This window comes from Chitinophaga sp. RAB17 (assembly GCF_052114225.1).
Classification (GTDB): Bacteria; Bacteroidota; Bacteroidia; order Chitinophagales; family Chitinophagaceae; genus Chitinophaga.
This window is the reverse complement of record NZ_JBFREI010000001.1, coordinates 765,401-792,381: the sequence shown is the minus strand read 5'-3', so window position 1 is coordinate 792,381 and position 26,981 is coordinate 765,401. Positions and strand designations below refer to the sequence as shown.

Below are 26,981 nucleotides of genomic sequence, written 5' to 3'. Positions count from 1 at the left end.
TTAACGCAATTTAAATTAATGCTCCCATGAAAAAGTATGTCTTGTTCTTTACTGCTAGCCTTGCATTAGCCGCGTGTTCGCGCGTTCCTATTACCGGCCGCAGTCAGCTGAACCTCCTTCCTGAAAGTACTATGCAGTCGATGGCGCTGCAGGAGTACCAGAGTTTTTTATCGTCCAACAAGGTGGTGGCTCAAACAACCAGTAAAGATGCTGAAATGGTAAAAAGAGTGGGGCAGCGTATTGCTGCCGCTGTTACCAGGTACATGACCCAAAACAATATGGGCAACGAAGTAGCCAGTTATAAATGGGAGTTTAACCTCGTAGATAATAAAGAAGTGAATGCCTGGTGTATGCCAGGTGGTAAAGTAGTAGTATATACCGGACTGCTACCCGTTACACAAAATGAAACGGCACTGGCCTGCGTAATGGGACATGAAATAGCACATGCTATTGCCCGTCACGGTAACGAGCGTATGAGCCAGGGACTGGTAGTGCAGGGTATTCAGGTTGCAGGTGCTGTGGCGCTGAATAAAAATCCCACTGCCGTAAACCTCTTTAACCAGGCTTTTGGTGTAGGTGGTAATATGGGCATGCTGGCGTTTTCACGTGCCAATGAACTGGAAGCCGATCACCTGGGTGTTATATTTATGGCGATGGCCGGATACAACCCACAGGAATCCATTCCTTTCTGGACACGCATGGCAAATATGAGCAAGGGACAGAAGCCACCTGAGTTTCTGAGTACGCATCCCAGCGATGCTACCCGCGTACAGAAATTGCAGCAGCTGATGCCGGAAGCAATGAAGTATTATACACCGGGAAAAGCGTAAGGCATAAAGGATAAAGCAAAAAGCTATTGAGGCGAATAATTAGAGCGGAACATATTCGCTTTAATTATTCGCCTCAATAGCTTTTTGCTTTATCCTTTATGCTTTCTCCGTAATAATATCTATTACTTTTTTATTCTTCTGTACTTTCATTTTCTCTGGTACGTGCGCCAGGATTTCTTTCTTGAAAGCCTCTATCAGCGCTTGTTTTATAAAGTGGCGGTGGGTAACGAGACTGATTTCCCGTACTGGTTCCGGCGCCTTAAAGTAGCGTACCATATTCAGTTGCCGGGTAGTAAGATCCTGTAAGGACAGCTCTGGCAAAATGGTATATCCTTCGTTCAGGTCCACCATTCTTTTCAGTGTTTCCACACTACCCGTATTGTATTCCAGGTTTTTGTTATCGCCCATGGTGAATTTATCTTTACAGATATTCAGCACCTGGTTGCGCATACAATGCCCTTCATTCAGCAGCCATACATCTTTGATGTCCAGCTCTTCTGCTTTCACTATTTTCTTCTCGTATAAAGCATTGCTTTTGGCAGTGTATACCACAAAGGACTCGTAGAACAGGGGATGTTCTTCCAGGTGAGGGTTGTGCAGGGGAGTGGCCAGTAAACCGCAATCCAGCAGTTCCTGTTTCAGCTGTTGCATAATCTGTTCCGTCGGGTATTCCCATATTTCCAGTTTTACCTTCGGATATTTTTTCATGAACCCGGTGAGAATGCGGGGCAGCAGATAGGGAGCCAGTGTAGGGATAATACCTACTTTCAGGTTGCCCTGTACTTCTTTTTTCTGGTCTGCAATGATTTCCCGGATGCGGGCATTTTCCTTGATAATAATCCTTGCCTGCGCTACCACAGAAATACCTATTTCAGTAGGGACTACCGGTAATTTGCTACGATCAAACAATTTAATGCCTAATTCATCCTCCAGTTTTTGTATCTGCATGCTTAGCGTTGGCTGGGTCACAAAGCATTTCTCTGCTGCCATGATAAAACTTCTGTAAGTATCTACCGCAACAATATACTCCAATTGAACTGTCGTCATTTTCCTCTAAATTGATCCCACGAAGGTATCAATAAAATCTATAGGAAGGGGAAAAGAATTACGGATTTGAGAGAAGACATCCTATGGGGCATCTTCTTACAAATCCGTAACATATTACCGGTATTATCCCGGATGCTAGAATATTCTGTATCTGTATTTGATCTTTTCTGTATTGCTATACAGTTCACGGATATTGATAGAGGCTTGGATTTCGCCCACCGCTTCTGTTTTCAGGTTTCTGAATTCAGCCTGTTTGGTGTCAATAATGCTCTTATCTGCCAGTCCGTTATCCTGGGCAATCTTCAGGGAGTTATTTACTTTGGTGTAGTAAGAATCCAGCAAAGTGAAATATTCATTATAAAGATTTTCGAATCTTTTGGTTTGCAGTACCAGGTCTTCCAGTTGGTTGTTGACTTCTTTCAGGGAAGAATTTTCACGCAGCAGGGATTCATAATCTATCCGCTTGCCTTTGGAATATTTTTCTTCCAGTTTATTGAAATAATCCACCACTTTTTCTTTTCTGAAATCAATGAAATATTCGTTCATTGTCTGGCTCAGGCTCTGATTGCCTTTTTGAGGGGCGGGGAACTTCATGGAAGTAGCCGTGAAGGACAGGTGATCAAATAAGTTGTCCTGCAGGAGACTTAACTGATCTTTATTAAAGTTGAGGCCATATTCGAATTTCTGGTTGGCATCATTTAATGCGGTGTAATACACTACATATTTGTTCAGCTCTTTTTCGAAATCCTGTAATGACTTCTGATTAATCTGTTTGTTGTTTACGCTCACACTGTGCAGGAAGTTCATCACCGAGTTGGCGATGGCCAACGGAGGTGTGAGGGAAGTAAAGCTTTGGAAAATAGGGCTGTTGATAATTGACTTGGTAGACTCTACGATTTTAGAATTCTTCTCGCTTTTATCCCCTTTATTTTTAAGAATAATTTTTTCTACCAGCTCAACAATGCGATCGCTCAGTGAAAACCCGAGTGCTTTACTTTCGGGGTTATTCAATGAAGTGATGAATACATCCAGGTTGTTGGTAGTGGTGCGGGACTTGAGATCAATTATTTTTTTGTTAAGCAGGTAATAAGTTTCGCTGGCATTGATAATATTATTTTTGATCAGGTCATATTTGGTCATATTATCGAAGTCCTTTCCCTGCAACAATGCCTGTATGGCATTGGAATTTTGCTTGTCATTATCCGTGATCCGCTGTACTTCTTCCAATAACTTACGGATAGTGGTATCCTGGGTTTTGATAACAGGAGCAACGGTTCCTTTCAGCTCCGGATCCTGTGCATACACCGTTTGAAAAGTAAAAAGTAAAACAAGAGGTGCTGGTATAAATTTAATCCATCCTGTAGTGAAGAATCTTTGGGCCAGGTGTACTAACGGTAATGACTCATCGGGCTTGGCAGTCAAGCGTTTATCATGCTTCATTTCCGTTGGTAGGTGTTTTAACATGTTGTTTTTGCTTTTTGTTAACAAAAATTTAAGAAAATATGATGCCAAAAACATCATCAGGCAAAGATAAATAATTAATAACAGTTAAAATTAAATCATGATAGGTGGTGAAATAATGCTTTTCCATATATATTTTGAATTATCGGCAGGTGACTTACCTTTGCGTCCAAATTTGATCCACTTTCATGCTTAATAACAAAAAGATTGTGGTTGTATTACCGGCCTACAACGCAGCGCTTACGCTGGAAAAAACATTCCGGGAAATCCCTTTTGAAATTGTTGATGATGTAGTACTGGTAGATGATGCCAGTAAAGATGAAACCCTGGAAGTAGGGCGACAGCTGGGTATTAAACACCTGATCCGTCATGATAACAACAAGGGTTATGGCGGTAACCAGAAATCCTGCTATAATAAAGCCCTTGAATTAGGTGCTGATATAGTAGTGATGCTGCATCCCGACTATCAATACACGCCCAAGCTCATTATGGCGATGTGTAGTATTATTGCCAATGACGTGTATCCGGTAGTATTTGGCTCCAGGATCCTTGGCAAAGGCGCCCTGAAGGGTGGGATGCCTATGTATAAGTATATATTTAATCGTTTCTTAACGTTGACACAAAACATCCTGATTGGTCAGAAGCTGAGTGAATATCATACCGGCTACCGGACATTTTCTGCGGAGGTACTGCGTAATATCAACTATATGGCTGATAATGACGATTTTGTGTTTGACAATGAAATGATTTCGCAGATATTTATGAAAGGATACGATATTGCAGAAGTAACCTGTCCTACCAAATATTTTGACGAAGCCTCCAGTATTAATTTCAAGCGCAGTGCTATTTACGGCCTGGGTGTATTGAGAGTATCCCTGCAGCATCGTTTGCATATGTGGGGCATGATGAAAGGAAAGATTTATTAAAATTAATATAGCCAGTGGGTTTAGCGCAACAGTATAATTTAGCCGGGAAATATCTCAAATATTATTTCACTTCAGGCAATCGCCACGATGTACATTCACCTTTTGTATATGCATTGATAGAAGATGTATTGCTGGATAAAAAGCAGCATGCCGCTTTTGGAGAAATAGAACAGTTGCGCAAACAACTACTGCAAAGTAATGAAACGCTACAGGTCACTGACCTGGGAGCGGGCTCACTGATATCAGCCGGTAATGAACGTCGGGTGCGGGACATTACCCGTTATGCGGCAAAACAGCCTAAATTCGGCCAGTTATTCTACCGGCTGATACAATACCTCCAGCCGGGGCGTATCCTGGAATTGGGGACTTCTATGGGCCTTTCTACGGCATATATGGCAAAAGCGGCTCCGCATGCCAAAATATTTACCATTGAGGGGTGCCCTAACATAGCGGCCCGTGCAGCCAAGAATTTTGAAGCCCTGCATATTAAGAACATTGAGCAGGTAACCGGTAATTTTGATACCGTTTTACCCGATGTATTAAAGCAGATGCAGCTGCCTGACTGGGTGTACATAGACGGTAATCACCGTAAAGAGCCTACACTGGCTTATTTTGAGCAGTGCCTTCAGTTTGCAGACGAGTATTCCGTTTTTATTTTTGATGATATCCACTGGACACCTGATATGGAAGCCGCCTGGCACACTATACAGGAGCATCCGCAAGTCACGATGACTATCGACCTGTTTTTCATAGGGTTGGTGTTTTTCCGGAAAGATTTTAAGATCAAACAGCACTTCACGCTGAAATACTGATTTTCCGGTAGTATATTGGGTATAAAATTCCCGATATGCGTTATATGAAAATCTTTCTCCTGGGCTGCCTGCTGATGACCGGTATGGTAGCGGCTGCACAGGACCTTTCGCAGTATACTTATCAATCGTTTAGCCGTAAAGGCGATACCCTCCGTTATCGTTTACTGTTGCCAGCCAACTACGATGCTCATAAAAAATACCCTCTGATTATTTTTTTACATGGAGCAGGGGAAAGAGGTGCTGATAATAATGCCCAGCTGCTGCATGGCGGTGATATGTTCCTGCGCGATAGTATCCGCACCAACTACCCCGCCTTTGTACTCTTTCCGCAATGTCCGCCCAATCAAACCTGGGCACCCATGAAATTTGACCGCGACAGCACCGGGAAAATCATCCGAGGTGATTTTCCGCTGAATGAGGGACCCACGCCACCTACAGCCTTACTTAATCCCTTACTGGACAGCCTGCTGGCCAGCGGGAAAATTGATACGAAACGCGTTTACATAGGCGGTCTCTCCCTGGGTGGTATGGGTACTTTTTATATGATCAGCACAAGGCCTAAATTATTTGCGGCTGCCTTTCCTATTTGTGGAGCAGGCAATGTAGCTGAAGCGGGCCGGTTTGCTAAAAAAGTACCGGTTTGGATCTTCCACGGTGGTGATGATAAAGTAGTGCCTGTAGAAGCTTCCAGAGCATATGATGCCAAACTGAAAGCACTGGGTGCGGAAGAAAAATATACAGAATATCCCGGGGTAGGACATAACAGCTGGGACAATGTATTTGTAGAACCAGGATTAATGACCTGGTTGTTTGAACATAAAAAGAAATAGCAATAGAGAATAGCGCTGCGAGTTGTTGTCTTACCCAGGATTATACTGATTTTGATGATTTTTCTTTTGATTTTAAGAAATCAAACAAAATCTGGCAAATCATCAAAATCAGTATAATCCTGGGTAAGACAAAATCCGCTGCATTACCCACCCCCAAGTGCACGGTATAATGATACCATCCCCTGGTATACATTCCGGCGGGTAGTCACCAACGCCAGTTCGGCTTCCAGTACACTTTTTTGAGCTGTAATGACTTCCAGGTAATTGGCATAACCGGTAGTAAATAATACATTGGCAGTAGATACTGCTTCCTGCAATACCAATACCTCTTTGTTTTTCAGCGTAAATGCCTGCTGCTGGTTTTCTACTTTGTTCAGTGCAGAAGCTACTTCCTGATAGCCATTTACAATGGCCTGCTGATAATCATAGAAAGCAGTAAACGCAGTGGCCGTGCTGATGTTGTATTGTGCCTTTATCTGTTTTTTATTGAAGACGGGGGCCATTAAGTTGCCTGCAGCGCCCCATGCGATGGAAGCAGGTGACTGGAACAACATTCCCGCTTTAAATGCATTGAAACCTACATAAGGCGTAATAGTTAATGAAGGCAGGAACGCAGCCCGCGCTGCTTTTACATCTGCTTTTGCGGCCAATAATTCCAGTTCTGCACGTTGTACATCCGGGCGTTGCAGCAGCAAACCGGCGGGGATACCATTTTTTACAGCACCGGGTAGGGCCTGCGCATCCTTTACAGTTGTGCGTACAATCGTTTGTGGTAGTCTGCCCAGGAGTGCATTGAGCTGGTTTTCGAGTGAAGCAATTTCCTGTTTTACGCCAAATTCCAATGCCTGTGTGCTCAGCAGCTGTGCGGTAAACTGTTGTACCGCCAGCTCTGTGGCGCGACCGCCGGCTTTTTGAATATGCACAGTGGCCACGGCAGTTTCCTGTAATTTGATGTTGCGTTGTATAATCGCCAGTTCATTATCCATGGCGGTGAGTTCGTAATATAAGCCGGTAACACCTGCGACTATCTGCGTCATTAGCAGCCGGCGTCCCTGCTTACTGCCAAGAAAGCGGGCATAGGCGGCCTGCCGCTGATTTTTTAATTTACCCCAGAGATCTATTTCCCAGCTGCTTCTCAGGCCGGCAAAATACTCCGGTGTAGGACCGGGGATGCGCTGATCTTTGCTGATATTGGGCGACAGGTTGGTGTCGTAGTTACCCACACCGTTCAGCGTATAGTCTGCATATTTATCCACCCCGACAGATAAAGCCACATTCAGCGTTGGCAGCCACGCATTTTTGGCCATCATCAGGTTGGCCTGTGCTGTGGTTACCCGTTGTGCAGCGGATAACAAATCGAAATTATTATGCAGGGCAGTATCAATGAGTGTACGCAAATACGGATCATTGAACACCTGGGTAAAGTTGCTTAATGACAGCGTATCACTGTTATTACCGGAGCTAACTGGTACGTTTATACGTTCGGGAAGTGATAATTCCTTTTGTGTGCTGCAGGCCATTGCAGTAGCGGCCAGGCAGGCGTATAATGTATATTGATAAATATGTTTATTCATTGGTGTAAGCTTTTAGTTCTACAGATTTTTTGGGGATCATGGAGGCAAACAGCACATATAATCCAGGTATGATCAATACCCCGAAAATGGTTCCGATCAGCATACCGCCCGCAGCGGCAGTACCAATGGAACGGTTACCCATAGCACCGGCTCCGGAGGCAATGCATAACGGAATCAGCCCGGCAATGAATGCGAAGGAGGTCATGAGAATAGGGCGCAACCTGGATACTGCGCCTTCTTTGGCAGCTGCGAGCACTGTAGCTCCATGTTTATTTTTCAGGATCGCAAATTCTACAATGAGGATCGCGTTTTTACCCAGCAATCCTATCAGCATCACCAGGGCTACCTGTGCATAGATATTATTTTCCAGTCCCAGTAACTTCAGGGACAGGAAGGCGCCGAAAATGCCTGCCGGTAGTGACAACAACACCGGTAGTGGAAGCAGGAAGCTTTCATATTGGGCTGCCAGCAACAGGTACACAAACACGAGTACAATCATGAAAATGTAGATAGCCTGGTTACCGGAAAGAATCTGTTCTCTCGTCATACCGCTCCACTCATAGCTATAACCCCTGGGTAATTCTTTGGCAGCTACTTCCTGTACTGCTGCAATTGCCTGACTACTGCTGAAGCCTGGCTTGGCATCTCCATTGATCATGGCAGCGGTATACATATTATAGCGGGTTAGTTGTTCGGGTCCGTATACGCGTTCCAGTTTCACGAAGTCGGAGTAGGATACCATTTCGCCCCGGTCGTTTTTAACGTACAGGCGTAACAGATCATCTGGCTTGGTGCGATAGTGGGGATCTGCCTGTACCATCACTTTATACATTTGCCCGAAGCGGATAAAATTGGAGGCGTAAAAGCTACCCATCAATGTTTGCAGATTGCTCATCGCATTTTCTATGCTCACACCTTTTTTGGCCGCCATGGCCTGATCCACATGAATGAGGTATTGTGGAAATTCTGCGTCAAAGCTGGTGAAGGCACTTCCTATCTCCGGTCTTTTTTTCAGTGCATCAATGAACTGATTGGTGATTTGAGCCGTTTGCCGTAAGTCACCACTGCCACTTTTATCCAGTAAACGCAATTCAAAGCCGCTGGAGTTACCAAATCCGGGAACAGTAGGAGGCGGGAAGAATTCAATGCTGGCATCTGCAATGCCGGCAGTTAGTTTTTGCAGTTGTTCAATGATATCCTGCACGGATGCTTTTCTCAGATCCCAGGGTTTGAGGTTTACCATGCCCATACCGTAGGAGGCACCGGCTACTTCATTCACGAGGCTGTATCCTGCCAGGGTAGATACGGATTCTACTTCGCCCAGCTGTGCAGCAATGGCTTGTACCTGGTCGAGTACTTCTTCCGTACGCTCCACAGTAGCACCCGGTGGTGTGGTAACATTCACGTAGATCATGCCCTGATCTTCTGTAGGAATAAAGCCGGAAGGTAGTATGGCACTAATGCCCCAGGTAGCGGCAAAAAAGAATACCAGTGCAGCCAGTGTGATAAGTCTTCTGCCGGCGATAAAGCTGATCAGCTTTGAATATTTGTTTTCTGTAGCATTGTAACCTTTGTTGAAGCCATTAAAGAAACGTTGTAGCAAATTATTTTTACGGGGCTTGCCATGTGTATCCTTCAGCATAATAGCACAGAGTGCAGGCGTTAACGTTACAGCGTTGATACCGGAAATCACAATGGAAATAGCCAGTGTCAGCGAAAACTGCCGGTAGAATACGCCCACCGGGCCGGATAAAAATGCCACTGGAATAAATACGGCCGACATCACCAGCGTAATGGCCACGAGTGCGCCGCTGATCTCTTTCATGGCAGCCAGCGTGGCTTCCATAGGAGGGAGATGTTCCTCACTCATTTTTACGTGAACGGCTTCTACTACTACAATGGCATTATCTACCACAATACCAATGGCCAGTACCAGGGCGAAAAGGGTCAGCAGGTTAATGGAAAAGCCCATCATCTGCATAAATGCCAGTGTACCTATCAGCGCCACTGGCACCGCCAGTGCGGGAATGAGTGTGGAACGGAAATCCTGCAGGAAAATAAATACCACGATGAATACCAGCAGGAATGCTTCAAACAGGGTGCGTACTACTTCATGAATAGACGCATCGAGGAAGCGGGATACATCATAGTTGAAATTGAAGGTCATGCCGGGAGGGAAGGAGGTATTTTTCATTTCTTCCATCTTCGACTTCACATTGTTAATAACTTCGCGGGCATTGGAGCCAGGACGCTGTTTGAGCATGATAGACGCAGAGGGCTTGCCATCTGTTTTTGATACCATGCTATATGTGAGGGAGCCGAATTCCACATCGGCTACATCTTTCAGATGGAGAACGGAACCATCCTGACCTGCACGCAACACGATCTGCTGGTATTGTTCCGGTTCGAAAAACTTGCCGGTGTAGCGCAATACATATTGCAGCATCAGTGGATTTTTATCGGAGCTTTCGCCTGTTTTACCGGGAGCAGCTTCAATATTCTGTTTGCGGATAGCCTGGATCACCTCTTCTGCGGATACATTGTAAGCCAGCATGCGATCGGGTTTTAGCCAAATACGCATGGCGTATTCTTTGGCGCCCATGATTTCTGCACGGCCTACCCCATCAATACGCTTCAGTTCCTGGAGTACGTTGATGTCTGCAAAGTTGTAGATGAATTGTTCGTTCAGGGTGGTGTCTTCACTCATCACGTTGAGGTAAAGCAACATACTGTTCACCTCTTTTTCTGTGGTTACCCCGGCTTTGATCACTTCTTCCGGCAGTTCATCAATGATGGTGGCTACGCGGTTTTGGACGTTTACCGCCGCCTGATCGGGATCTGTGCCTACCTGGAAAAATACCTGGATAACTGTGATGCCATCGTTGCTGGATACAGACGACATATATGTCATGCCCGGTACACCGTTGATGGCTCTTTCTAATGGTGTGGATACGGCTTTGGCAGATACTTCTGCATTGGCACCGGTATATTTAGCCGTTACTGTTACAGAAGGCGGCACGATATCCGGAAACTGTGTAACGGGTAGTGTAAACAGGGCCAGCAAGCCTACCAGGGTGATAATAAGCGATATGACCAGTGATAGCACTGGCCGTTTTATAAAAGTTTCAAACATTGGTTCCTTTATTTCAGCTGAAAAGCCGGGTGATTATAAACTCAGTAAACTATCCATGGGCAGGCTGCGTGGTGAAATTTCGATTCCATCGCGGATGTTGCGTACGCCTTCACATACAATTCGTTCGCCGGGTTGCAATCCGGATTTAACGATGTAGAAATGTGCGAAACGTGCCGCCGGAATAAAGTTTTTCATCTTTACTTTATTCGCTGCATCTACTACAAATACGTAGTTTTTGTCCTGCATTTCGAATACTGCTTTTTGCGGAATAATCACTGCGCTGTCCATTTCAGTGGTCAGTCTTACTTTGCCGCTGGCGCCATGTTTGAGTAGTTTGGAAGGGTTGGGGAAACGTGCACGGAAGGCGATGGAGCCTGTATTTTCTTCGAATTCGCCTTCTATGGTTTCTATTTGTCCGGTATGATGGTAGTCGGTACCATCCGCCAGTACCAGGGCTACCTGCCGGTAACTGTTGTCGCCTTTGGCGATGGCCTTATTGTATTGGAGGTATTCTGTTTCTGATACGTTGAAGTAAGCGTATATTTCACGTGTATCCGATACCGTAGTCAACAGGGATCCTTCGCTGATCAGGCTGCCTTTCTTTAAGGGGATACGGTCTATGATGCCATCAAATGGTGCACGGATGCTGGTGTAGGATAAATGCATTTCCGCGTTGGCAGCAGCAGAACGTGCTTCTTCAATTTTGGCTTGTGCTGCCGCCAGCTTTGCATTGGCTACTTCCAGTTCAGAAGGGGCCACTACTTTTTTATCCACCAGCATCGTAACACGATCCAGTTCCAGGGCAGCGGCCTTGCTTTCCGCTACCATGCTGCTGAGAATGGCTTTGGCTTTGGCCAGTTCTGCGCGGTATTCTGCATCACTGATACCAAAAAGTAACTGTCCTTTTTTTACTTCCTGGCCCTCATCGATATATATTTTATCAAGAAATCCGTTTACCCGTGCACGTATTTCCACATTTTGTACGGCTTGTATGTCTGTTACATAAGAGCGGTGCAGGATGGTATCTTTTGTAACCAGTACCGTTACTGGCAATGTTTTTAATTCGGCATTATCAGTGCTTTCTCCTTTGGTGGCACATCCGGCCATGAAAAGAACGATCAGCGATGTAAAGATCCCTGTATATTGACGCATAGCAATAAGATATTGATCCCGGTTTGTCCGGAATAAGTGAATACAACATAGTAAGATGCTATTCCGCTATGGTAGCAGAAAAGGTAGGCATCTCCCTGAAAAAAAATACAAACGAAAATGTTGCTGTACTCAGAAGGGGGTAAACCGGAAGAGGAAAGAATAGTACGCCGGCCGGAAGGATTTCTGCCGTTCGTATTCTCCGGTTTTGTTAACAGGAATATAAATACTACGTGCAGTATTATCTGCATCGAGGTATACAATACGTGTAGCGGTACTTACCTGTGGTGCAGTAGCGGAAAGATACCAGCGGGTTTTGCGGCGATGTTTGGTGATATGCCATACATCCGTTCCTTCATCATCTGCTTCCAGGTGCACCGGAATGTTATGAACGAGATTTTGCAGTCTGTTTGCCTGCGCCTGTTGTATATTGATATCATGCAGCGAAAAATGGCGATGTGCTGCAAACGTGGGCAGGGTAACGGTTACCAGCTGTAAGCACAGCAGGAAACAGACCATTGTCCAGCGTTTTAATATGTGTATACGTTCGTTCATTAAACCGCAAAATTAATCGTTTTAGAATTATTTATAGGTTAGTTTATTGTAAAGGAAATATTTTTGGATGGCCGGTAAAAAATAAAAGGCCGTCTCTTTTAAAGAGACAGCCTTTTCCACTCAGCACAGGATTGAATTGTTAACTATTTGATTGCCTGCATGGCAGATTTAGCGGCAGCTATTGTTTTGTCCAGGTCTTCGGTAGTGAGTGCATTACTCATAAACCAGCTTTCGAAGGCGGAAGGTGGCAGATATACACCACGTTCCAGCATGGCATGGAAGAAACGTTTAAATAATTCATTGTTGGCAGCAGAGGCAGCGGAGAAATCCACGATAGGATATTCTGTGAAATGTGCACTCAGCATAGATCCCATCTGGTTGATGCTGTGTACAACACCTGCGGCGCCAAATGCTTCTTTTAATCCGTTTACGAGGTAACTGGCTTTTTCTTCCAGTTGCTGGTAAATAACAGGATTGTCGTTGAGTGTTTGAAGCAGGGTATATCCGGCAATCATGGCGATAGGGTTACCGCTTAATGTGCCTGCCTGGTATACCTTTCCGGCCGGGGCCAGATTTTCCATGATTTCTTTCGGACCAGCTACAGCACCTACCGGCATACCGGCGCCGATGATTTTTCCGAAGGTCACCAGGTCGGCTTTGATACCCAGTAGTTCCTGTGCACCACCACGTGCCAGCCTGAAGCCGGTCATCACTTCATCAAAGATGAGGAGTATATTATTTTCATCGCAGATTTTGCGCAACCCGTCCAGGAATCCCGGTTGTGGCAGAATACAGCCCATGTTACCTGCTACCGGTTCTATAATAATAGCACAGATATCGGCACCATGTTCCGCTACGAGTTGTTCTACCGCAGGTAAATTATTATAGGGAGCAGTAAGTGTATCCTGTGCAACGGAGGCTGTTACACCAGGAACAGATTGTATTCCGAGGGTAGCTACACCGCTGCCGGCGCTTACCAGGAATGCATCGGCGTGACCATGGTAACAACCTTCAAATTTGATAAACTTGTTACGGCCGGTATAGCCTCTGGCCAGTCTCAACGCTGTCATACAGGCTTCGGTGCCGGAGTTCACCATGCGTACCATATCAATATTTGGCACCATGGAAACGATCAGTTCTGCGATCTTTATTTCCAGTTCAGTGGGCGCACCAAAAGAGGTGGAGTAAGTGGCATATTCCTGTATGGCTTTTATCACCGGTTCATAGGCATGACCGAGGATCATCGGGCCCCAGGAATTGATATAATCAATATACTGATTGCCATCTACATCGTACATGTAGGCGCCTTTTGCGCGTTCCATAAATACGGGTGTGCCGCCTACACTTTTAAATGCTCGTACGGGAGAGTTAACACCGCCGGGAATTACCTGCTTTGCTTTCCCGAATAACATTTCACTTTTGCTGTACATCTGTTGGTGGTTTATTATTTTACGCAATATAGGGAATTATGCATTCAGCAGTTTTACGGCATCTTTTGCAAAGTAGGTAGCAATCAGATCCGCACCCGCACGTTTCATGCTGGTCATGCTTTCCAGGATCGCTTTATTTTCATCCAGCCATCCTCTTTCTGCTGCTGCTTTAATCATCGCATATTCACCGCTTACATGATATGCACTAACGGGAACGGTAGTACGATCTTTAATGATGCGCATGATATCAAGATAAGCCATCGCTGGTTTTACCATTACAATGTCGGCGCCTTCTTCAATATCCATCAGTGTTTCCTTGATGGCTTCGCGGGAATTGGCGTAGTCCATCTGGTATGTTTTTTTATCGCCGAAGCCGGGAGCAGAATCCAGTGCATCCCGGAAAGGACCGTAAAAGCAGGACGCATATTTGGCACTGTAAGCCATGATACCTGTTTTGTCGAAACCATTTTCTTCCAGGATATTACGGATAGCGAGAATGCGGCCGTCCATCATATCGCTGGGGGCTACAAAATCGGCACCTGCCTGTGCATGGCTCAGACTCATGCGGGCGAGGACTTCCACAGTAGGATCGTTCACAATTTCAGTACCATCTACGATACCATCATGACCGTAAGAAGAGTAAGGGTCCAGGGCCACATCTGTCATCACAATCATGTCGGGGATGGCATTTTTGATGCCACGGATAGCACGTTGCATTAATCCGTCCGGATTAACGGCTTCAGTTCCTTTGTTATCTTTTACACTATCCAGTGCTTTTACAAACAGCAACACACTTTTAATACCCAGGCTCCAGAGTTCTTTGGCTTCCTTAATGGTAAGGTCCAGTGAATACCTGAAATAACCTGGCATAGAGCTGATCTCTTCCTTCACATTTTCTCCTTCGGTAACAAATAGCGGTGCGATGAAATCGCTGGGCCTTACAATTGTTTCCGCTACCATTGCACGGATGGCGGGAGATACTCTTAAAATTCTGTTTCTTCTGATCATCTTTATAAAAATTTTATTGTTTTTATATAGTGGGCTTTATCCAGTCACGTGGTTTTAAAAACTCCTGCAGTTGCGCTTCAGGACTTCCCGGTGTGGTATGAAAGTCATACTCCCAGCGGGCTACCGGCGGAAGGCTCATCAAAATTGACTCAGTGCGGCCATTGGTTTTTAAGCCAAAAAGTGTCCCTCTGTCGTGAATGAGATTGAATTCTACATAACGGCCACGTCTATATGCCTGCCAGCTTCTGTGTGCTTCTGTGTAGGGCAGGTTTTTAGTTTTTTCCACAATAGGGATGTAGGCTTCCAGGAAAGCGTTGCCATTGGCTTTGGAGAAGGCCAGCCTTTGGGCAGCCGTGGTGTTTTCATCGGGGCGCAGGTAGTCGAAAAATATACCACCTATGCCACGTGCTTCATTATTACGATGTTTATTGATAAAATATTCATCGCAGTGTTTTTTATATTTTGGATACAGGTCTGCGCCAAAAGGATCACAGGCATTTTTGAAGGTCTGGTGAAAATGAATACCATCTTCTTCGGCCAGGTAGTAGGGCGTAAGATCAGCGCCACCACCAAACCAGCTGTCTTTCAACGTTCCGTCCTGTTCATATAGCTCAAAGTAGCGGAAATTGGCATGTACTGTAGGCACAAAAGGATTCAGCGGATGAATCACCAGGGAGATACCGCAGGCCATAAACTGGCTGTTGGTAACACCAAACTGTTGTGCCATGGCTTCGGGTAATTCACCGTGTACGATAGAGGTGCTTACGCCACCTTTTTCAAATACGTTGCCGTTAGCGATTACACGTGATTTGCCGCCACCACCACCGGGGCGTTCCCACTGGTCTTCGCGGAAGGTAGCTTTACCATCTGCTTTTTCCAGTGCGGCACAGATATCGTCCTGCAAGCCGTGTATGAATGCGATGAAGTCGTTTTTAATGCTCATGGTAAATTATCCGTGTGCTTTAACTGTTTCCACAAATGCTCTGGCATGATCTACCGGTACATTTGGTAAAATGCCGTGACCGAGGTTAGCAATGTAACGTTGTCTGCCAAATCCTTTCAGCATTTCTTTCACGGCCTTTTCAATTTCCGGAATTGGTGCCAGTAATTTAGCCGGATCAAAATTGCCTTGCAGGGTGATGTTGCTGCCAGCAAACTGACGCGCCAGTTCAGGCTTAATGCACCAGTCTATGCCCAGGCCATGAGCGCCGGTAGCGGCCATATCTTCCAGGGCAAACCAGGCACCTTTGGCAAATACGATGGTAGGACAAACATCCTTCATCGCTGCCACTATCTGGCGGATATATTGTAAAGAGAATATTTCAAAATCCTGCGGACTGAGCAAGCCACCCCATGAGTCAAATACCTGTACAGTATCTGCGCCGGCCGCTACCTGTGCTTTCAGGTAAGCGATGGTAGTGTCGGTGATCATCTGCAACAGCTGATGTGCTACTGCAGGCTGCTGGTAGCAGAATGCTTTTGCTTCATCAAAAGTTTTGGAGCCTTTGCCCTGTACCATGTAGCAGAGTAAAGTCCAGGGGGCGCCACCAAAGCCAATCAAGGGCACACGACCGTCAAGTGTTTTTTTGGTGAGAGCCAGTGCTTCAAATACGTAGTGTAATCTTTCCTGTACATCGGGAACGCATAAACGCTGAAGATCCTGTGCGGTTTTAATAGGGGCAGGCAGTAAGGGGCCTATTTTTTCTACCAGCTGTACTTCCATGCCCATGGCTTGCGGAACTACAAGGATATCAGAAAAAATAATTGCAGCATCTACACCTACCTGGTCTACCGGCATGACTGTTATTTCTGTTGCCAGTTCCGGATTTTCGCAGCGTTCGAAAAAGGTATATTTATCACGCAGTTTAATATAATCCGGGAGATAGCGACCAGCCTGGCGCATCATCCATACGGGCGTGCGGGAAACAGTTTCACCTTTAAGGGCCTTCAGCAATAAATCGTTCTTCAATGCGCTCATTCGTAGCAGTTAATGTTGTTAAAATAAAATATAGCTGTTTGCACCATGGCATCTTCGCTGATGTCGGTGCTCATTATAATTTTGTTGTCTGTGTATTCCCTCAGTTCGGTGGCGGTTGTTCTGCCGATAGCGAAACAAACGGTTTTGCTATCCAGTCTGTTGGCGGACAGGTAACTTTTTACAGCGCTGGGGCTGAAAAAAAACAGGCCATCATAATCTGTTGCCGTGACGGCTGGGGCAGGAATATTTTCGTAGATAACATATTCGTTAACCTGGATTCCAGCCTGTTTTAATCCGGCAGGTAATTCATCCCGCCGCTGATTGCCGCAATAGAAATTTACTTCCATGATGTTTCCCCGTGCAATGATAGCGGTGGCGAGTTCACTTCCGTAGGATGACGACGCCAATATGTTGCAATCGGGAAATACCTCCATGGCTTTTTGCAGTGTTTTGCCGGAGATACAGCAGATATTGGCATTCCTGGTATTGAAAAAAGTATGGAGACCATTATTCCTGAAGCCGTTTATGCTGAAATAGTGTTGTTCCAATACTTTTACGGCATTGGCACTTGTAAAAACAGAGACATGAGGCGGCTGGAAAATATCAGATATACTGCTATTGTTCCAGCTTGGAGTACTTCCTTTCAATGCAGGAAGTGTGATTGGTTTTATCTGGATAAAATCTTTTACTTCTATGAAAATACCATTGTCACCAGCTACAGCGATAGAGCTGTCTGTTAAATGCCTGGTGCTTAATATGCGGTATTTATCATTTTGCATTTCTGATCTGTGCTACAATTTCAGCGCCACCCTGCGCCATAATCTCTTCCGCTGCTTCCTGGCCCAGGTGTTGTGCCTGTGTCAGTGGTACTTCGCGGGAGGTGCTGAAAAAGCCGGTCCCGTCGAGGCTGCAAAGTTCGCCGTTAAAATGTACGGTATTGTTTTGTATATAAGCGTATGCGCTGATAGGGGTGGTGCAACCGCCCATCAGGGTACGTAAAAATTCGCGTTCTATATGTGTGGCCAGGGCTGTTTCTTCGTGATTGAAAGCAGCGCAAGCTTCCAGGCAGAAGATATCATCTTCTCTGCATACGGCTACTACCGCGCCTTGTGCGGGAGCTGGCAGCATCCAATCGAGATCAATGGAAGTAGCAGGGCGTACATTAATTCTTTCCAGGCCTGCTACTGCGAAGATGGCGCCATCCCAGTTTTCGTTGGCCAGTTTCTGTAAGCGGGTGTTGACGTTGCCGCGCAGATTGTGCAGCTGATGTTGCGGATATTTGCGGAGCCACTGTGCTTTGCGGCGTACACTGCTGGTGGCAATGTTGGCAACATAGTCAGGTTGTTCCAGGAAATTCGTATTTGTTTTATATACCAGCAAATCCTTTACGGGGCCGCGTTTGAGTATGGCGGCATGTACGATTTGTTTAGGTAGCTGTGTGGGAACGTCTTTGAAGGAATGAACGGCTATGTCTATACGATTGTTGAGCAGTGCCAGGTCCAGGCTTTTTGTGAAGATGCCTTGTACGCCTATTTCGTAAAGGGGTGTGACCAGGTCAATATCGCCTTCGCTTTTGATGGGTACCAGTTCGGTGCGGTAGCCTTGTGCGGTGAGCAGATCATTTACCTGGTTTGCCTGCCACAAGGCCAGCTGACTTTCTCTTGTACCTATCCTGATAACTTTATCCATTTTTTTATTCCTGGTTAACTCCGGTCTCAAAAATATCGTTGATCATAGCAATGTACTGGTCACTCTTATCGGTTTCCTTACGTACTTTACCTGCCATGAGATTAATCATTTTCTGTATGATGCGGGAGGACACCAGTTCTATATCTTCTATTTTGTAGTGGCCTCCGTTTTTTTGCTGCATTATTTCGCGGGTATGTATTTCATGCAGCTTATCTTTCACTGCTTTCAATACCACTGCGTGCTTGCGCATTTTATACCAGTAGAGGAATTCCTCCATGTGTTCATCGATGATGGCGATGGCTTTTGGTACTTCACCGAGTCTGTTCTGCAGTGTTTCGTCCTGTACCTTGGAAAGTTCATCCACATTCACGAGGGTGATGTGGGAAAGCTCTCCTACAGCAGATTCTACGTTAAATGGAATAGAAAGATCCACAATCAGTTTGGGGGATGACGTTTGCAGATGATGCGCCAATACGGTGGGCTGTGGCGCATTAGAGGCTACCAGTATTACATCTGCCTGTTGCATTTCGCTGACCATATTTTCGTAGGGCGCGTATTTCAATCCGTGCTGACCTGCAAAATCTGCGGCTACCTGCATGGTGCGGTTAATGAGGGTCACTTCTTTTACACCAAGGTATTCGATCATGTTTTTGCAGGTGTTACGGCCTATTTTGCCAACACCCAGCAACACAATCTTTTTATCTTTTACATCAGGACAAATACGTTCCAGCATCCTTACGGTGGCAAAAGCCACAGATACGGTGCCTTTGCTGAGGCCTGTTTCTGTTTTAATGAGTTTGGAAACCTGCAATACGCTGTTCACTAGTCTTTCCAGGAAACTGCCCAGGCATTGGTGCGCCTTTGCAAACTTCGTGGCGTTGCGTATCTGACCTATGATTTCATAATCGCCAAGGATCTGGGAGTCCAGACCTGTACCTACCTGGTACAAATGCCTGATGGCATCTTCTCCTGACTTGATATAGGCTAATTCTTCCAGTTGGCTTTTGTCGCCGTTTGATTCCCTGCATAGCAAGTCTATCAGCTGCCCGGGATTGGCTGCAAATCCGTATATCTCCGTTCTGTTACAAGTGGATAGTACAAATAGATCGTCTAGTTGTACTGCCCTGGCATGCTCCAGGAGTTGTTGATACTGAGCCGGATTGATGGCGTATAATCCCCTGATAGCAGCGTCTGTTTTCTTATAGTTGATCCCAACAATATGAAAATTTGCTATTTCTTTTGAATGACTGACCTGCATGTTCTTGTATAAGCTTCCGGTTGCAAAAGTACTTTCATACGTCCCAAACAAACGGGTTTAGGCTGTCATTAGTGTGTCATTTCTACTACTGGTAATCAGCACCAGCAAAAAATGATTTTTATCAGCTTTTTTTCTTTACAATAGGATGACACGATGGCGCTAAAAGCTGAAAGCATAAAGCAGAAAGCACCTATAGCGAAGATAAGCTGGATTTTTCGATATCCGCTACAGTCTTATGTGGGCAGCTTTTTGCTTTCCGCTTTTTGCTTTCTGCTTTTTCCTTAGCTTTGCTGCAATTTATAAGAAATGGTATCGAAATCTGATGTTGGAATAGTATTGATGAACCTTGGATCGCCTGACTCTACAGCCGTGCCGGATGTAAAGCGTTATCTGAATGAGTTCCTGATGGACAAGCGTGTGATAGATTATCCATGGTTGTTTCGTAAGATATTAATCGAGGGTATCATCGTTCCAAAGCGCGCAGAGCAATCTGCCAAAGCTTATGCATCTATCTGGTGGGAAGAAGGATCCCCGCTGGTGGCACTTACAAGGCAATTACAGATGGCTGTGCAGAACGATATGGAAATTCCGGTGGAAATAGCTATGCGTTATGGTAACCCCAGTCCGGAAGTGGCTTACAACAACCTGTTGAAGCAAAATCCTGATCTGAAAGAAGTCGTACTGTTTCCGTTGTATCCGCATTATGCGATGTCTTCTTATGAAACAGCCGTAGAATATGCGCAGGAGATCTACCGGAAAAAGAAGTATAAATTCAAATTGTCCATCGTTCCGCCGTTTTATGATGAACCGGATTATATCAATGCATTAACGGAAAGTATGCGTCCATACCTGCAACAGGAATATGATTACGTACTTTTCAGTTATCATGGTTTACCGGAAAGGCATATGCGTAAAGCAGATCCTACCGGCGCCCATTGTATGAAAGTGAATGATTGTTGTCATGTTAAATCAGCTTCCCATCCTTTCTGTTATCGTCACCAGATTACCGTTACCACGGAACTGGTAGCGGAGCAACTGGGATTACCCCGTGAAAAATGGGGGATCTCTTTCCAGTCTCGACTGGGACGTGAAGAATGGTTGAAGCCTTATACGGCTGGTTTGCTGGAAACGTTGCCTGCAGAGGGAAAGAAAAAGCTGTTGATTGTATGTCCGGCTTTTGTGTCTGATTGCCTGGAAACGTTGGAAGAGATAGCGGTAGAAGGAAAGCATTCTTTCCTGAATAGTGGTGGTGAAACATTTACCATGATCCCCTGCCTGAATATCCATCCGATGTGGGTAAAAGCAGTGGTGAAATATTGTACGGAGATTATAGCACAAGAACAAGTAGTCTAATCTTTCCATATGTCTGAACAACCCGTATTGATTATCGGCGCCGGCATTGCCGGGCTGAGTATTGCGTATGAACTACAAAAGCAACAGGTGCCCTACCTGGTGCTGGAAGCATCCAGTCATACGGGTGGTGTAATGCAATCCTTCCGGGAGAATGGTTTTGAGTTGGACGCAGGCGCCAATACCATTGCCGCCTCGCCGGAAATATTAACGTTCTTCCGGGAACTGGGTCTGGAAGCAGATATACTGGAGGCTACTGCCGCCAGTAAACATCGTTTCCTTGTCAGAAACAATCAATTGCATGGCGTTTCTCCACATCCTTTTAAAATCATGGCTTCGGCTTATCTGAGTCGTAGCAGTAAGTGGCGTTTGTTTACCGAAAGTTTCCGGAAATCTTCACCTGTATCAACAGAGGAAACGGTGACCGACTTTGTTACCAGGAGATTTAATAAAGAGATAGCCGATTATGTATTTGACCCGGTATTATCGGGCATCTATGCCGGTAATCCTGACCGGATGAGTATAGCGGAAGTATTGCCTGCATTGCCGCGATGGGAGCAGGAATACGGAAGTGTTACCAAAGGATTGATGAAGAATAAAGCGGCCATGGGCGGCAGAAAAATCATCAGTTTCAAAGGAGGCAACCAGGCACTTACCAATCGTTTGCAGCAATTGCTCACAACGCCGGTACGCTTTAACTGCAAAGTGACTGGTATCATTGAAGCGGGCGGCGGGTATATGGTCAGTGCGGTGGAAAACGGTGTCTCTGCCAGTTTTGCGGCTACCAGAGTAGTGGTGACCAGCCCTGCTTACTGTACCGCAGAAACGATTGCTTCCCTGGATGCCGCTACTGCGGCATTGCTGCGAGGTATCCCTTATCCGCGTATGGGTGTATTGCACCTGGGTTTTGATGCGACAGCGCTGCCACAACCGCTGGATGGTTTTGGATTCCTGGTACCACATGCAGAAAATATGCATTTCCTGGGAGCTATCTGCAATTCCGCGATTTTTCCTGAGAAAGCCCCGGCAGGAAAAATACTGTTTACGGTGTTTATGGGCGGGGCCAGACAGGAGCAGCTGTTTGATCAGCTGGATGCTGGAACATGGCAACAACGTGTAGTAGAGGAGATTACTTCTTTGCTGCATTTATCTGCACCACCAGTGATGCAGCGGTTCAGTACCTGGGAAAAAGCCATTCCGCAACTGAATGTAGGGCATGTTAAGTTGCGTAGTGCGGTAGCAGATTTTGAAAAAAAATATCCTGGTATATATATCCGCGGTAATTACCTGCAAGGCGTGGCTATCCCGGCTTTACTGCAATATGCCGCTACTTTCGCCGCTTCGCTGAAGAAAAATTAATCAGAAAAATAGTTCGTTGTTGCCGTTTTTTCTTTAAATTCCATTATAAATTTCCACCAGATGATTGCAGGAATTTTAAAGGAAAAAAACGGCGAAACCAGGGTGTCTCTTGTCCCTGAGGTAGTAAAACAACTGCAACAAATGTCGGTGACCGTGTGGGTGGAGCAGGGAGCCGGCGACAATGCCTTCTATAACGATGACGCCTATATGCAGGCAGGAGCATTGATTAAAACCGCCGCAGATATTCTTTCCGGAGCAGACATTATTTTTACGCTGCAGCCCCCATCCCGGGAGCTGGCAGATCAGATACCCGCCGGTAAAATCATTGCAGGCATCTTACAACCACTCTATCGTGTAAACGAGGTAGAGTACTGGGCTTCCAGAAATATTACCGCTTTCAGTTTAGATACTATTCCCCGCACCACCCGTGCGCAGGTGATGGACGTACTCAGCTCTCAGGCTAATATTGCCGGTTATAAGGCAGTATTGCTCGCTGCGTATAGCTATTCACGTTATTTTCCGATGCTGATGACGGCAGCAGGTAGTATTGCTCCTGCCAAAGTACTGATACTGGGTGCAGGTGTGGCCGGATTGCAGGCCATTGCCACTGCCCGCCGCCTCGGGGCAGTAGTGGAAGTGTTTGATACCAGGCCGGCAGTGAAAGAAGAAGTGATGAGTCTGGGTGCAAAATTCATCGAAGTGGAAGGAGCAGCAGATGCTTCCTCAGCAGGTGGTTATGCGGTAGAACAAAGCGAAACTTATAAACAACAGCAACAGCAACGTATTGCAGAAAGCATTGCCAAAGCAGATATCGTGATTACTACTGCGCAGATTCCGGGCAAGGCAGCGCCTATACTCATCAGCAATGAAATGCTGGACCGTATGCGTGCCGGCGCTGTAATTGTAGATCTGGCAGCAGCTACAGGTGGCAATACCACTGTTACTAAAAACAATGAAACCGTGCATTATAATGGGGTTACCATCATAGGGAACTCTAATCTGCCAGCGACCATGCCTGCTGATGCCAGCAAGTTATATGCAAAAAATGTATTCAATTTCCTGAAATTGATTCTCACCAAAGAAGGAGCCCTGCACCTGGATTTCGGGGACGATATTGTAAAGGGAGCCTGTATCACACATAACGGAGAAATTGTGAATGAGCGTGTGAAAAGCATGATGCAACCTGCTTAGTAGTTAGGAATGTAAAAACACCCATTAAACATGGAATATATTTTCACTTTTCTTCACCAGCATATTGACCTGATTTACATCGTTATCCTGTCCATTTTCTTGGGGGTGGAAGTGATTTCAAGAGTGCCGTCTGTACTACATACCCCCCTGATGAGTGGAGCCAATGCTATCCACGGCGTAGTGATAATAGGCGCTATCATTGTGATGGGGAAGGCAGAGTCAGATAACTACCTGGCGCTGATCATCGGCTTTCTGGCAGTGATACTGGGCACGGTCAATGTAGTGGGCGGCTTTGTGGTGACAGACCGTATGCTGGAAATGTTCAAAGGAAAAAAGAAATAGAAAACCGAACCAGCTGTTAGCCATAGCTTCTAGTAAATGCAGCGAAGGTGATGTTATGTTATTCTTCGCTGCATTTACTAGAAGCTAAAAGCTAATGGCTAACAGCTAAAGCACTACTTATATGGGATCCAGCATTTTATCAATTATCTACCTGATCGGCTCTGTTACTTTTATCCTTGGACTAAAGATGTTAAGTAAACCGGATACTGCCCGCAAAGGCAATCTGATAGCGGCTGCCGGTATGTCGCTTGCTATTGCAGGCACTATCTTTCTCTATAAAGTAAATGAGGTTCCCCTGCACAATTATGGCTGGATATTTACGGGGCTGCTGATAGGTGGTGTCATTGGTGTATTGTCTGCCAAAAAAGTGAAGATGACAGCGATGCCGGAAATGGTGAGTATGTTTAACGGGATGGGGGGCGCTTGTGCGGCGTTGATTTCCATTGTAGAGTTTAACCATCTTCATGCACTGACAAAGAATTTATATGCACCTGTTACAGATGATCATTTGATGCTGCAGTTACTGGAGTCATCTGCTTCAAAAGGAACAGTGGTGATCATTTTACTGAGTCTGGTGATTGGTGCGGTGTCCTGTGCCGGCAGTATTGTTGCCTGGGGAAAGCTGACCGGGAAAATAAAAGATTTCTCCTTCCAGGGGCAGCACCTGCTGAACCTGGGCGTGCTGGCATTAATAGTGGGATTGTCGGTGTGGTTGCTGCTGGTGTTCGCTGTTTCAGCGGGTACCGGTCTCCTTATTTTCTATCTTATTTTCCTGCTGGCATTGTTCTACGGAGTACTTTTTGTGCTCCCGATCGGCGGAGCAGATATGCCGGTAGTCATCTCCCTGTTAAACTCCTTTACGGGGGTAGCCGCCGCCTGTGGTGGATTTTTATATGCCAATCCGGTGATGCTCACAGGTGGAATACTGGTAGGTTCTGCTGGTACTATTCTCACCATCCTGATGTGTAAGGCCATGAACCGCTCGCTTAAAAATGTGCTGATAGGTTCCTTTGGTGGCGGTGCTGTGGCATCGGCTGCTGGCGGCAAAGACCAGGGAAGTTATAAGGAAATCAGTTTAAGTGATGCTGCTGTAGTACTGGCATACGCCAATAAAGTAATCATTGTGCCGGGATATGGATTAGCCGTAGCGCAGGCCCAGCATGCCTGTCATGAGTTAGAGAAGATGCTGGAAGAAAAAGGGGTAGTGGTAAAATATGCCATCCATCCTGTAGCAGGCCGTATGCCGGGGCATATGAATGTGTTGCTGGCGGAGGCGGATGTACCTTATGAAAAATTGCTGGAGATGGAAGATGCCAACGCTGAATTTCCTACTACCGATGCGGTATTGATCTTAGGCGCCAATGATGTGGTTAACCCTGCTGCCAAAAACGATCCTGCCAGTCCCATTTACGGTATGCCTATACTGGAAGTGGAAAATGCCAAAGTGGTGATTGTGAACAAGCGCAGTATGAAGCCGGGATATGCCGGTATAGAAAACGATCTTTTCTTCCAACCTAAAACCTCTATGCTGTTTGGCGATGCGAAGAAAGTGCTGCAGGAGTTGCTGACGGCGATTAAGGAGGTATAATAACGAGTTTGGTTTACGGGAGAATAAAATCTGCATTTTCATTATTTTTGCGGAAAAAATTCCTTTGTCCAGTCATTTACCAGCGGCACTGCTTGATTCGTTAGCAGGACTTCCGGGTTATAACCGGGAAACATTTGAACGAGTACATGCTGCCGCAGAAAAAATTACCTCCCTGCGGTTGAATCCTACTAAAATTAAATCGCCGGAGAAAGCGCAGCAGGTGCTTCAATCCTTATCTGCTGCTGGTGTGAGCAAAGTACCCTGGAATAGTGAGGGATACTATTTACCGGCAAGACCTTCCTTTACTTTTGATCCTTTTTTTCATGCAGGTGCTTATTACGTGCAGGAAGCATCGTCGATGTTCCTGGAACAAGCCGTGCGTGCCACGGTAGATTTATCTGCTCCGCTGAAAGTCCTGGATCTGTGTGCGGCGCCGGGTGGCAAATCTACGTTGCTGCAGTCGCTGATTAGCCCTGACAGCTTATTGGTGGCCAATGAAGTGATAAAAGTGCGCGCTGCATTATTGGCAGATAATCTTACTAAATGGGGGGCACCCAATGTAGTGGTGAGTAACAATGATCCCCGGGATTTTTCCAGGCTACCTGGTTATTTTGACCTGGTGGTGGTGGATGCGCCGTGTTCCGGTTCGGGTTTGTTTCGCCGGGATCCGGAATTGGTGTCGGAGTGGTCACCGGAAAATGTAACCCTCTGTAGCCAGCGGCAACAGCGGATTCTGGCAGATGTATTACCTGCGGTGAAAGAAGATGGTATTGTTATTTATTCTACCTGTTCTTTTTCGGCCGAAGAAGATGAAGTGATCCTGGACTGGCTGGCAGACCATTTTGAGCTGGAGAATATTACGATACCGCTGGAAGAGCAATGGGAGATTATACCAACGGTAACGCATAAACGTAATTGTACCGGATATCGTTTTTATCCGGACCGGCTGAAAGGAGAAGGCTTTTTTATTGCCTGCTTCCGTAAGCGCAGCGGCGGTGCTGTCCGCAGACCAAAAGAGCAGAAACGGGTGGCGCTTACAGCGCGGCAACGGGATGTGATCACTCCCTGGTTAAATATTCCGCCATCTTACCAATACTTCCTGCATCAGGACGAAGTATTGATATTACCACCTTTATTGGCGGCGGAAATGCCATTGTTGCAGCAACAATTGTATATTCGCAAAGCAGGCGTAAAAGCAGGGCAGCCAGGACAGAAAGAATTGATTCCTGATCATCAGCTGGCAGCGAGTATGCTGGTATCTGACGATTTGCCGGCAGTTTCGCTGAATTTACAGCAGGCATTACAATATCTTCGCAAGGAAGATCCGGGTGTAACCACCGGGGTGCGTGGCTGGTCGCTGGTAAGGTATGAGGGAATGAATCTGGGCTGGGCTAAATTTTTACCCAACCGCATGAACAATTATTACCCCAAGGAATTGCGTATCCTGAAAGAAATTACCGGGGTGTAAAGA

At 45.9% G+C, this 26,981-nt stretch carries 23 protein-coding genes; 10 read left to right on the top strand and 13 right to left on the bottom strand.

What is annotated here, in order from left to right:
* The first annotated feature begins 26 nt into the window (after positions 1-26).
* On the top strand, positions 27-830 hold the full coding sequence (locus tag AB4Z08_RS02915) for a M48 family metallopeptidase (protein ID WP_441572273.1): 804 nt from the start codon (positions 27-29) through the stop codon (positions 828-830).
* Between the two features lie 96 nt (positions 831-926).
* On the opposite strand, the gene AB4Z08_RS02910 is transcribed toward AB4Z08_RS02915, so the two are convergent.
* Together AB4Z08_RS02910 and AB4Z08_RS02905 are read right to left on the bottom strand one after the other, a co-directional pair.
* A complete protein-coding gene (locus AB4Z08_RS02910) occupies positions 927-1,877 on the bottom strand; it encodes a LysR substrate-binding domain-containing protein (protein WP_441572272.1) in 951 nt (316 codons plus the stop codon).
* A gap of 135 nt (positions 1,878-2,012) precedes the next feature.
* Positions 2,013-3,341, bottom strand: a complete 1,329-nt coding sequence (locus tag AB4Z08_RS02905) for a hypothetical protein (RefSeq protein WP_441572271.1) — start codon at positions 3,339-3,341, stop codon at positions 2,013-2,015.
* Positions 3,342-3,526: 185 nt separating this feature from the next.
* On the opposite strand from AB4Z08_RS02905, the gene AB4Z08_RS02900 reads away from it, so the two are divergent.
* Genes AB4Z08_RS02900 through AB4Z08_RS02890 form a run of 3 tightly spaced genes read left to right on the top strand, consistent with a single transcriptional unit; the run spans position 3,527 to position 5,906 of the window.
* On the top strand, positions 3,527-4,264 hold the full coding sequence (locus AB4Z08_RS02900; RefSeq protein ID WP_441572270.1) for a glycosyltransferase family 2 protein: 738 nt from the start codon (positions 3,527-3,529) through the stop codon (positions 4,262-4,264).
* Between the two features lie 14 nt (positions 4,265-4,278).
* On the top strand, positions 4,279-5,076 hold the full coding sequence (locus tag AB4Z08_RS02895; protein ID WP_441572269.1) for an O-methyltransferase: 798 nt from the start codon (positions 4,279-4,281) through the stop codon (positions 5,074-5,076).
* 35 nt (positions 5,077-5,111) lie between these two features.
* A complete protein-coding gene (locus AB4Z08_RS02890) occupies positions 5,112-5,906 on the top strand; it encodes an alpha/beta hydrolase-fold protein (RefSeq protein WP_441572268.1) in 795 nt (264 codons plus the stop codon).
* A gap of 143 nt (positions 5,907-6,049) precedes the next feature.
* Here AB4Z08_RS02890 and AB4Z08_RS02885 read toward each other — a convergent pair whose 3' ends face one another.
* The 11 genes from AB4Z08_RS02885 to hemA all read right to left on the bottom strand — a co-directional run bounded on the left by AB4Z08_RS02885 (position 6,050) and on the right by hemA (position 19,680).
* Complete coding sequence (locus AB4Z08_RS02885) at positions 6,050-7,480, bottom strand: efflux transporter outer membrane subunit (protein WP_441572267.1); 1,431 nt, start codon at positions 7,478-7,480, stop codon at positions 6,050-6,052.
* Positions 7,473-10,613: an efflux RND transporter permease subunit gene (locus AB4Z08_RS02880; protein ID WP_441572266.1), complete on the bottom strand. Its 3,141-nt coding sequence runs from the start codon at positions 10,611-10,613 to the stop codon at positions 7,473-7,475. The genes AB4Z08_RS02885 and AB4Z08_RS02880 overlap by 8 nt, the downstream gene beginning before the upstream one ends.
* 33 nt (positions 10,614-10,646) lie before the next feature.
* Entirely contained in the window at positions 10,647-11,765 is a 1,119-nt protein-coding gene (locus AB4Z08_RS02875) for an efflux RND transporter periplasmic adaptor subunit (protein ID WP_441572265.1), read from the bottom strand.
* Between the two features lie 129 nt (positions 11,766-11,894).
* Positions 11,895-12,317, bottom strand: coding sequence for a hypothetical protein (locus tag AB4Z08_RS02870; protein WP_441572264.1), 423 nt, complete (start codon positions 12,315-12,317; stop codon positions 11,895-11,897).
* Positions 12,318-12,460: 143 nt separating this feature from the next.
* A complete protein-coding gene (hemL, locus tag AB4Z08_RS02865) occupies positions 12,461-13,747 on the bottom strand; it encodes a glutamate-1-semialdehyde 2,1-aminomutase (RefSeq protein ID WP_441572263.1) in 1,287 nt (428 codons plus the stop codon).
* 36 nt (positions 13,748-13,783) lie between these two features.
* Complete coding sequence (gene hemB, locus AB4Z08_RS02860; RefSeq protein WP_441572262.1) at positions 13,784-14,755, bottom strand: porphobilinogen synthase; 972 nt, start codon at positions 14,753-14,755, stop codon at positions 13,784-13,786.
* Positions 14,756-14,777: 22 nt separating this feature from the next.
* Positions 14,778-15,698 (bottom strand): oxygen-dependent coproporphyrinogen oxidase, encoded by a 921-nt coding sequence (hemF, locus tag AB4Z08_RS02855; protein WP_441572261.1) that lies wholly within the window; start codon positions 15,696-15,698, stop codon positions 14,778-14,780.
* 6 nt (positions 15,699-15,704) lie between these two features.
* Positions 15,705-16,733, bottom strand: coding sequence for a uroporphyrinogen decarboxylase (hemE, locus tag AB4Z08_RS02850; RefSeq protein ID WP_441572260.1), 1,029 nt, complete (start codon positions 16,731-16,733; stop codon positions 15,705-15,707).
* Positions 16,730-17,512, bottom strand: a complete 783-nt coding sequence (locus AB4Z08_RS02845) for a uroporphyrinogen-III synthase (protein WP_441572259.1) — start codon at positions 17,510-17,512, stop codon at positions 16,730-16,732. The genes hemE and AB4Z08_RS02845 overlap by 4 nt, the downstream gene beginning before the upstream one ends.
* The gene (hemC, locus tag AB4Z08_RS02840; protein WP_441572258.1) at positions 17,502-18,422 is read right to left on the bottom strand and encodes a hydroxymethylbilane synthase; all 921 of its coding nucleotides are present in this window, start codon (positions 18,420-18,422) and stop codon (positions 17,502-17,504) included. Before hemC ends, AB4Z08_RS02845 begins: the two co-directional genes overlap by 11 nt.
* A 4-nt stretch (positions 18,423-18,426) precedes the next feature.
* On the bottom strand, positions 18,427-19,680 hold the full coding sequence (gene hemA, locus AB4Z08_RS02835) for a glutamyl-tRNA reductase (protein ID WP_441572257.1): 1,254 nt from the start codon (positions 19,678-19,680) through the stop codon (positions 18,427-18,429).
* 306 nt (positions 19,681-19,986) lie between these two features.
* On the opposite strand from hemA, the gene hemH reads away from it, so the two are divergent.
* From hemH to AB4Z08_RS02805, 6 genes are all read left to right on the top strand, one after another.
* Positions 19,987-21,033 carry a ferrochelatase gene (hemH, locus tag AB4Z08_RS02830; RefSeq protein ID WP_441572256.1) on the top strand — a complete coding sequence of 349 codons (1,047 nt, stop codon included), beginning with the start codon at positions 19,987-19,989 and terminating at the stop codon, positions 21,031-21,033.
* A gap of 9 nt (positions 21,034-21,042) precedes the next feature.
* Positions 21,043-22,389 (top strand): protoporphyrinogen oxidase, encoded by a 1,347-nt coding sequence (gene hemG, locus AB4Z08_RS02825; RefSeq protein ID WP_441572255.1) that lies wholly within the window; start codon positions 21,043-21,045, stop codon positions 22,387-22,389.
* Positions 22,390-22,449: 60 nt separating this feature from the next.
* Entirely contained in the window at positions 22,450-23,580 is a 1,131-nt protein-coding gene (locus tag AB4Z08_RS02820; protein WP_441572254.1) for a Re/Si-specific NAD(P)(+) transhydrogenase subunit alpha, read from the top strand.
* 30 nt (positions 23,581-23,610) lie between these two features.
* Positions 23,611-23,922 carry an NAD(P) transhydrogenase subunit alpha gene (locus tag AB4Z08_RS02815; protein WP_441572253.1) on the top strand — a complete coding sequence of 104 codons (312 nt, stop codon included), beginning with the start codon at positions 23,611-23,613 and terminating at the stop codon, positions 23,920-23,922.
* Positions 23,923-24,043: 121 nt separating this feature from the next.
* The gene (locus AB4Z08_RS02810) at positions 24,044-25,510 is read left to right on the top strand and encodes an NAD(P)(+) transhydrogenase (Re/Si-specific) subunit beta (RefSeq protein ID WP_441572252.1); all 1,467 of its coding nucleotides are present in this window, start codon (positions 24,044-24,046) and stop codon (positions 25,508-25,510) included.
* Between the two features lie 64 nt (positions 25,511-25,574).
* The gene (locus AB4Z08_RS02805; RefSeq protein WP_441572251.1) at positions 25,575-26,978 is read left to right on the top strand and encodes a methyltransferase RsmF C-terminal domain-like protein; all 1,404 of its coding nucleotides are present in this window, start codon (positions 25,575-25,577) and stop codon (positions 26,976-26,978) included.
* The last annotated feature ends 3 nt before the right edge of the window (positions 26,979-26,981 follow it).

Excerpts from the sequence above, each read along its gene's own strand:
- AB4Z08_RS02880 (WP_441572266.1), bottom strand. The coding sequence starts at position 10,613 with ATGTTTGAAACTTTTATAAAACGGCCAGTGCTATCACTGGTCATATCG.
- hemG (WP_441572255.1), top strand. The coding sequence starts at position 21,043 with ATGTCTGAACAACCCGTATTGATTATCGGCGCCGGCATTGCCGGGCTG.
- AB4Z08_RS02810 (WP_441572252.1), top strand. The coding sequence starts at position 24,044 with ATGGGATCCAGCATTTTATCAATTATCTACCTGATCGGCTCTGTTACT.
- AB4Z08_RS02870 (WP_441572264.1), bottom strand. The coding sequence starts at position 12,317 with ATGAACGAACGTATACACATATTAAAACGCTGGACAATGGTCTGTTTC.
- AB4Z08_RS02890 (WP_441572268.1), top strand. The coding sequence starts at position 5,112 with ATGCGTTATATGAAAATCTTTCTCCTGGGCTGCCTGCTGATGACCGGT.
- hemE (WP_441572260.1), bottom strand. The coding sequence starts at position 16,733 with ATGAGCGCATTGAAGAACGATTTATTGCTGAAGGCCCTTAAAGGTGAA.
- AB4Z08_RS02910 (WP_441572272.1), bottom strand. The coding sequence starts at position 1,877 with ATGACGACAGTTCAATTGGAGTATATTGTTGCGGTAGATACTTACAGA.
- AB4Z08_RS02820 (WP_441572254.1), top strand. The coding sequence starts at position 22,450 with ATGATTGCAGGAATTTTAAAGGAAAAAAACGGCGAAACCAGGGTGTCT.
- hemC (WP_441572258.1), bottom strand. The coding sequence starts at position 18,422 with ATGGATAAAGTTATCAGGATAGGTACAAGAGAAAGTCAGCTGGCCTTG.
- AB4Z08_RS02875 (WP_441572265.1), bottom strand. The coding sequence starts at position 11,765 with ATGCGTCAATATACAGGGATCTTTACATCGCTGATCGTTCTTTTCATG.
- AB4Z08_RS02845 (WP_441572259.1), bottom strand. The coding sequence starts at position 17,512 with ATGCAAAATGATAAATACCGCATATTAAGCACCAGGCATTTAACAGAC.
- hemL (WP_441572263.1), bottom strand. The coding sequence starts at position 13,747 with ATGTACAGCAAAAGTGAAATGTTATTCGGGAAAGCAAAGCAGGTAATT.
- AB4Z08_RS02900 (WP_441572270.1), top strand. The coding sequence starts at position 3,527 with ATGCTTAATAACAAAAAGATTGTGGTTGTATTACCGGCCTACAACGCA.
- AB4Z08_RS02815 (WP_441572253.1), top strand. The coding sequence starts at position 23,611 with ATGGAATATATTTTCACTTTTCTTCACCAGCATATTGACCTGATTTAC.
- hemA (WP_441572257.1), bottom strand. The coding sequence starts at position 19,680 with ATGCAGGTCAGTCATTCAAAAGAAATAGCAAATTTTCATATTGTTGGG.
- AB4Z08_RS02885 (WP_441572267.1), bottom strand. The coding sequence starts at position 7,480 with ATGAATAAACATATTTATCAATATACATTATACGCCTGCCTGGCCGCT.
- hemH (WP_441572256.1), top strand. The coding sequence starts at position 19,987 with ATGGTATCGAAATCTGATGTTGGAATAGTATTGATGAACCTTGGATCG.
- AB4Z08_RS02915 (WP_441572273.1), top strand. The coding sequence starts at position 27 with ATGAAAAAGTATGTCTTGTTCTTTACTGCTAGCCTTGCATTAGCCGCG.
- AB4Z08_RS02905 (WP_441572271.1), bottom strand. The coding sequence starts at position 3,341 with ATGTTAAAACACCTACCAACGGAAATGAAGCATGATAAACGCTTGACT.
- hemB (WP_441572262.1), bottom strand. The coding sequence starts at position 14,755 with ATGATCAGAAGAAACAGAATTTTAAGAGTATCTCCCGCCATCCGTGCA.
- hemF (WP_441572261.1), bottom strand. The coding sequence starts at position 15,698 with ATGAGCATTAAAAACGACTTCATCGCATTCATACACGGCTTGCAGGAC.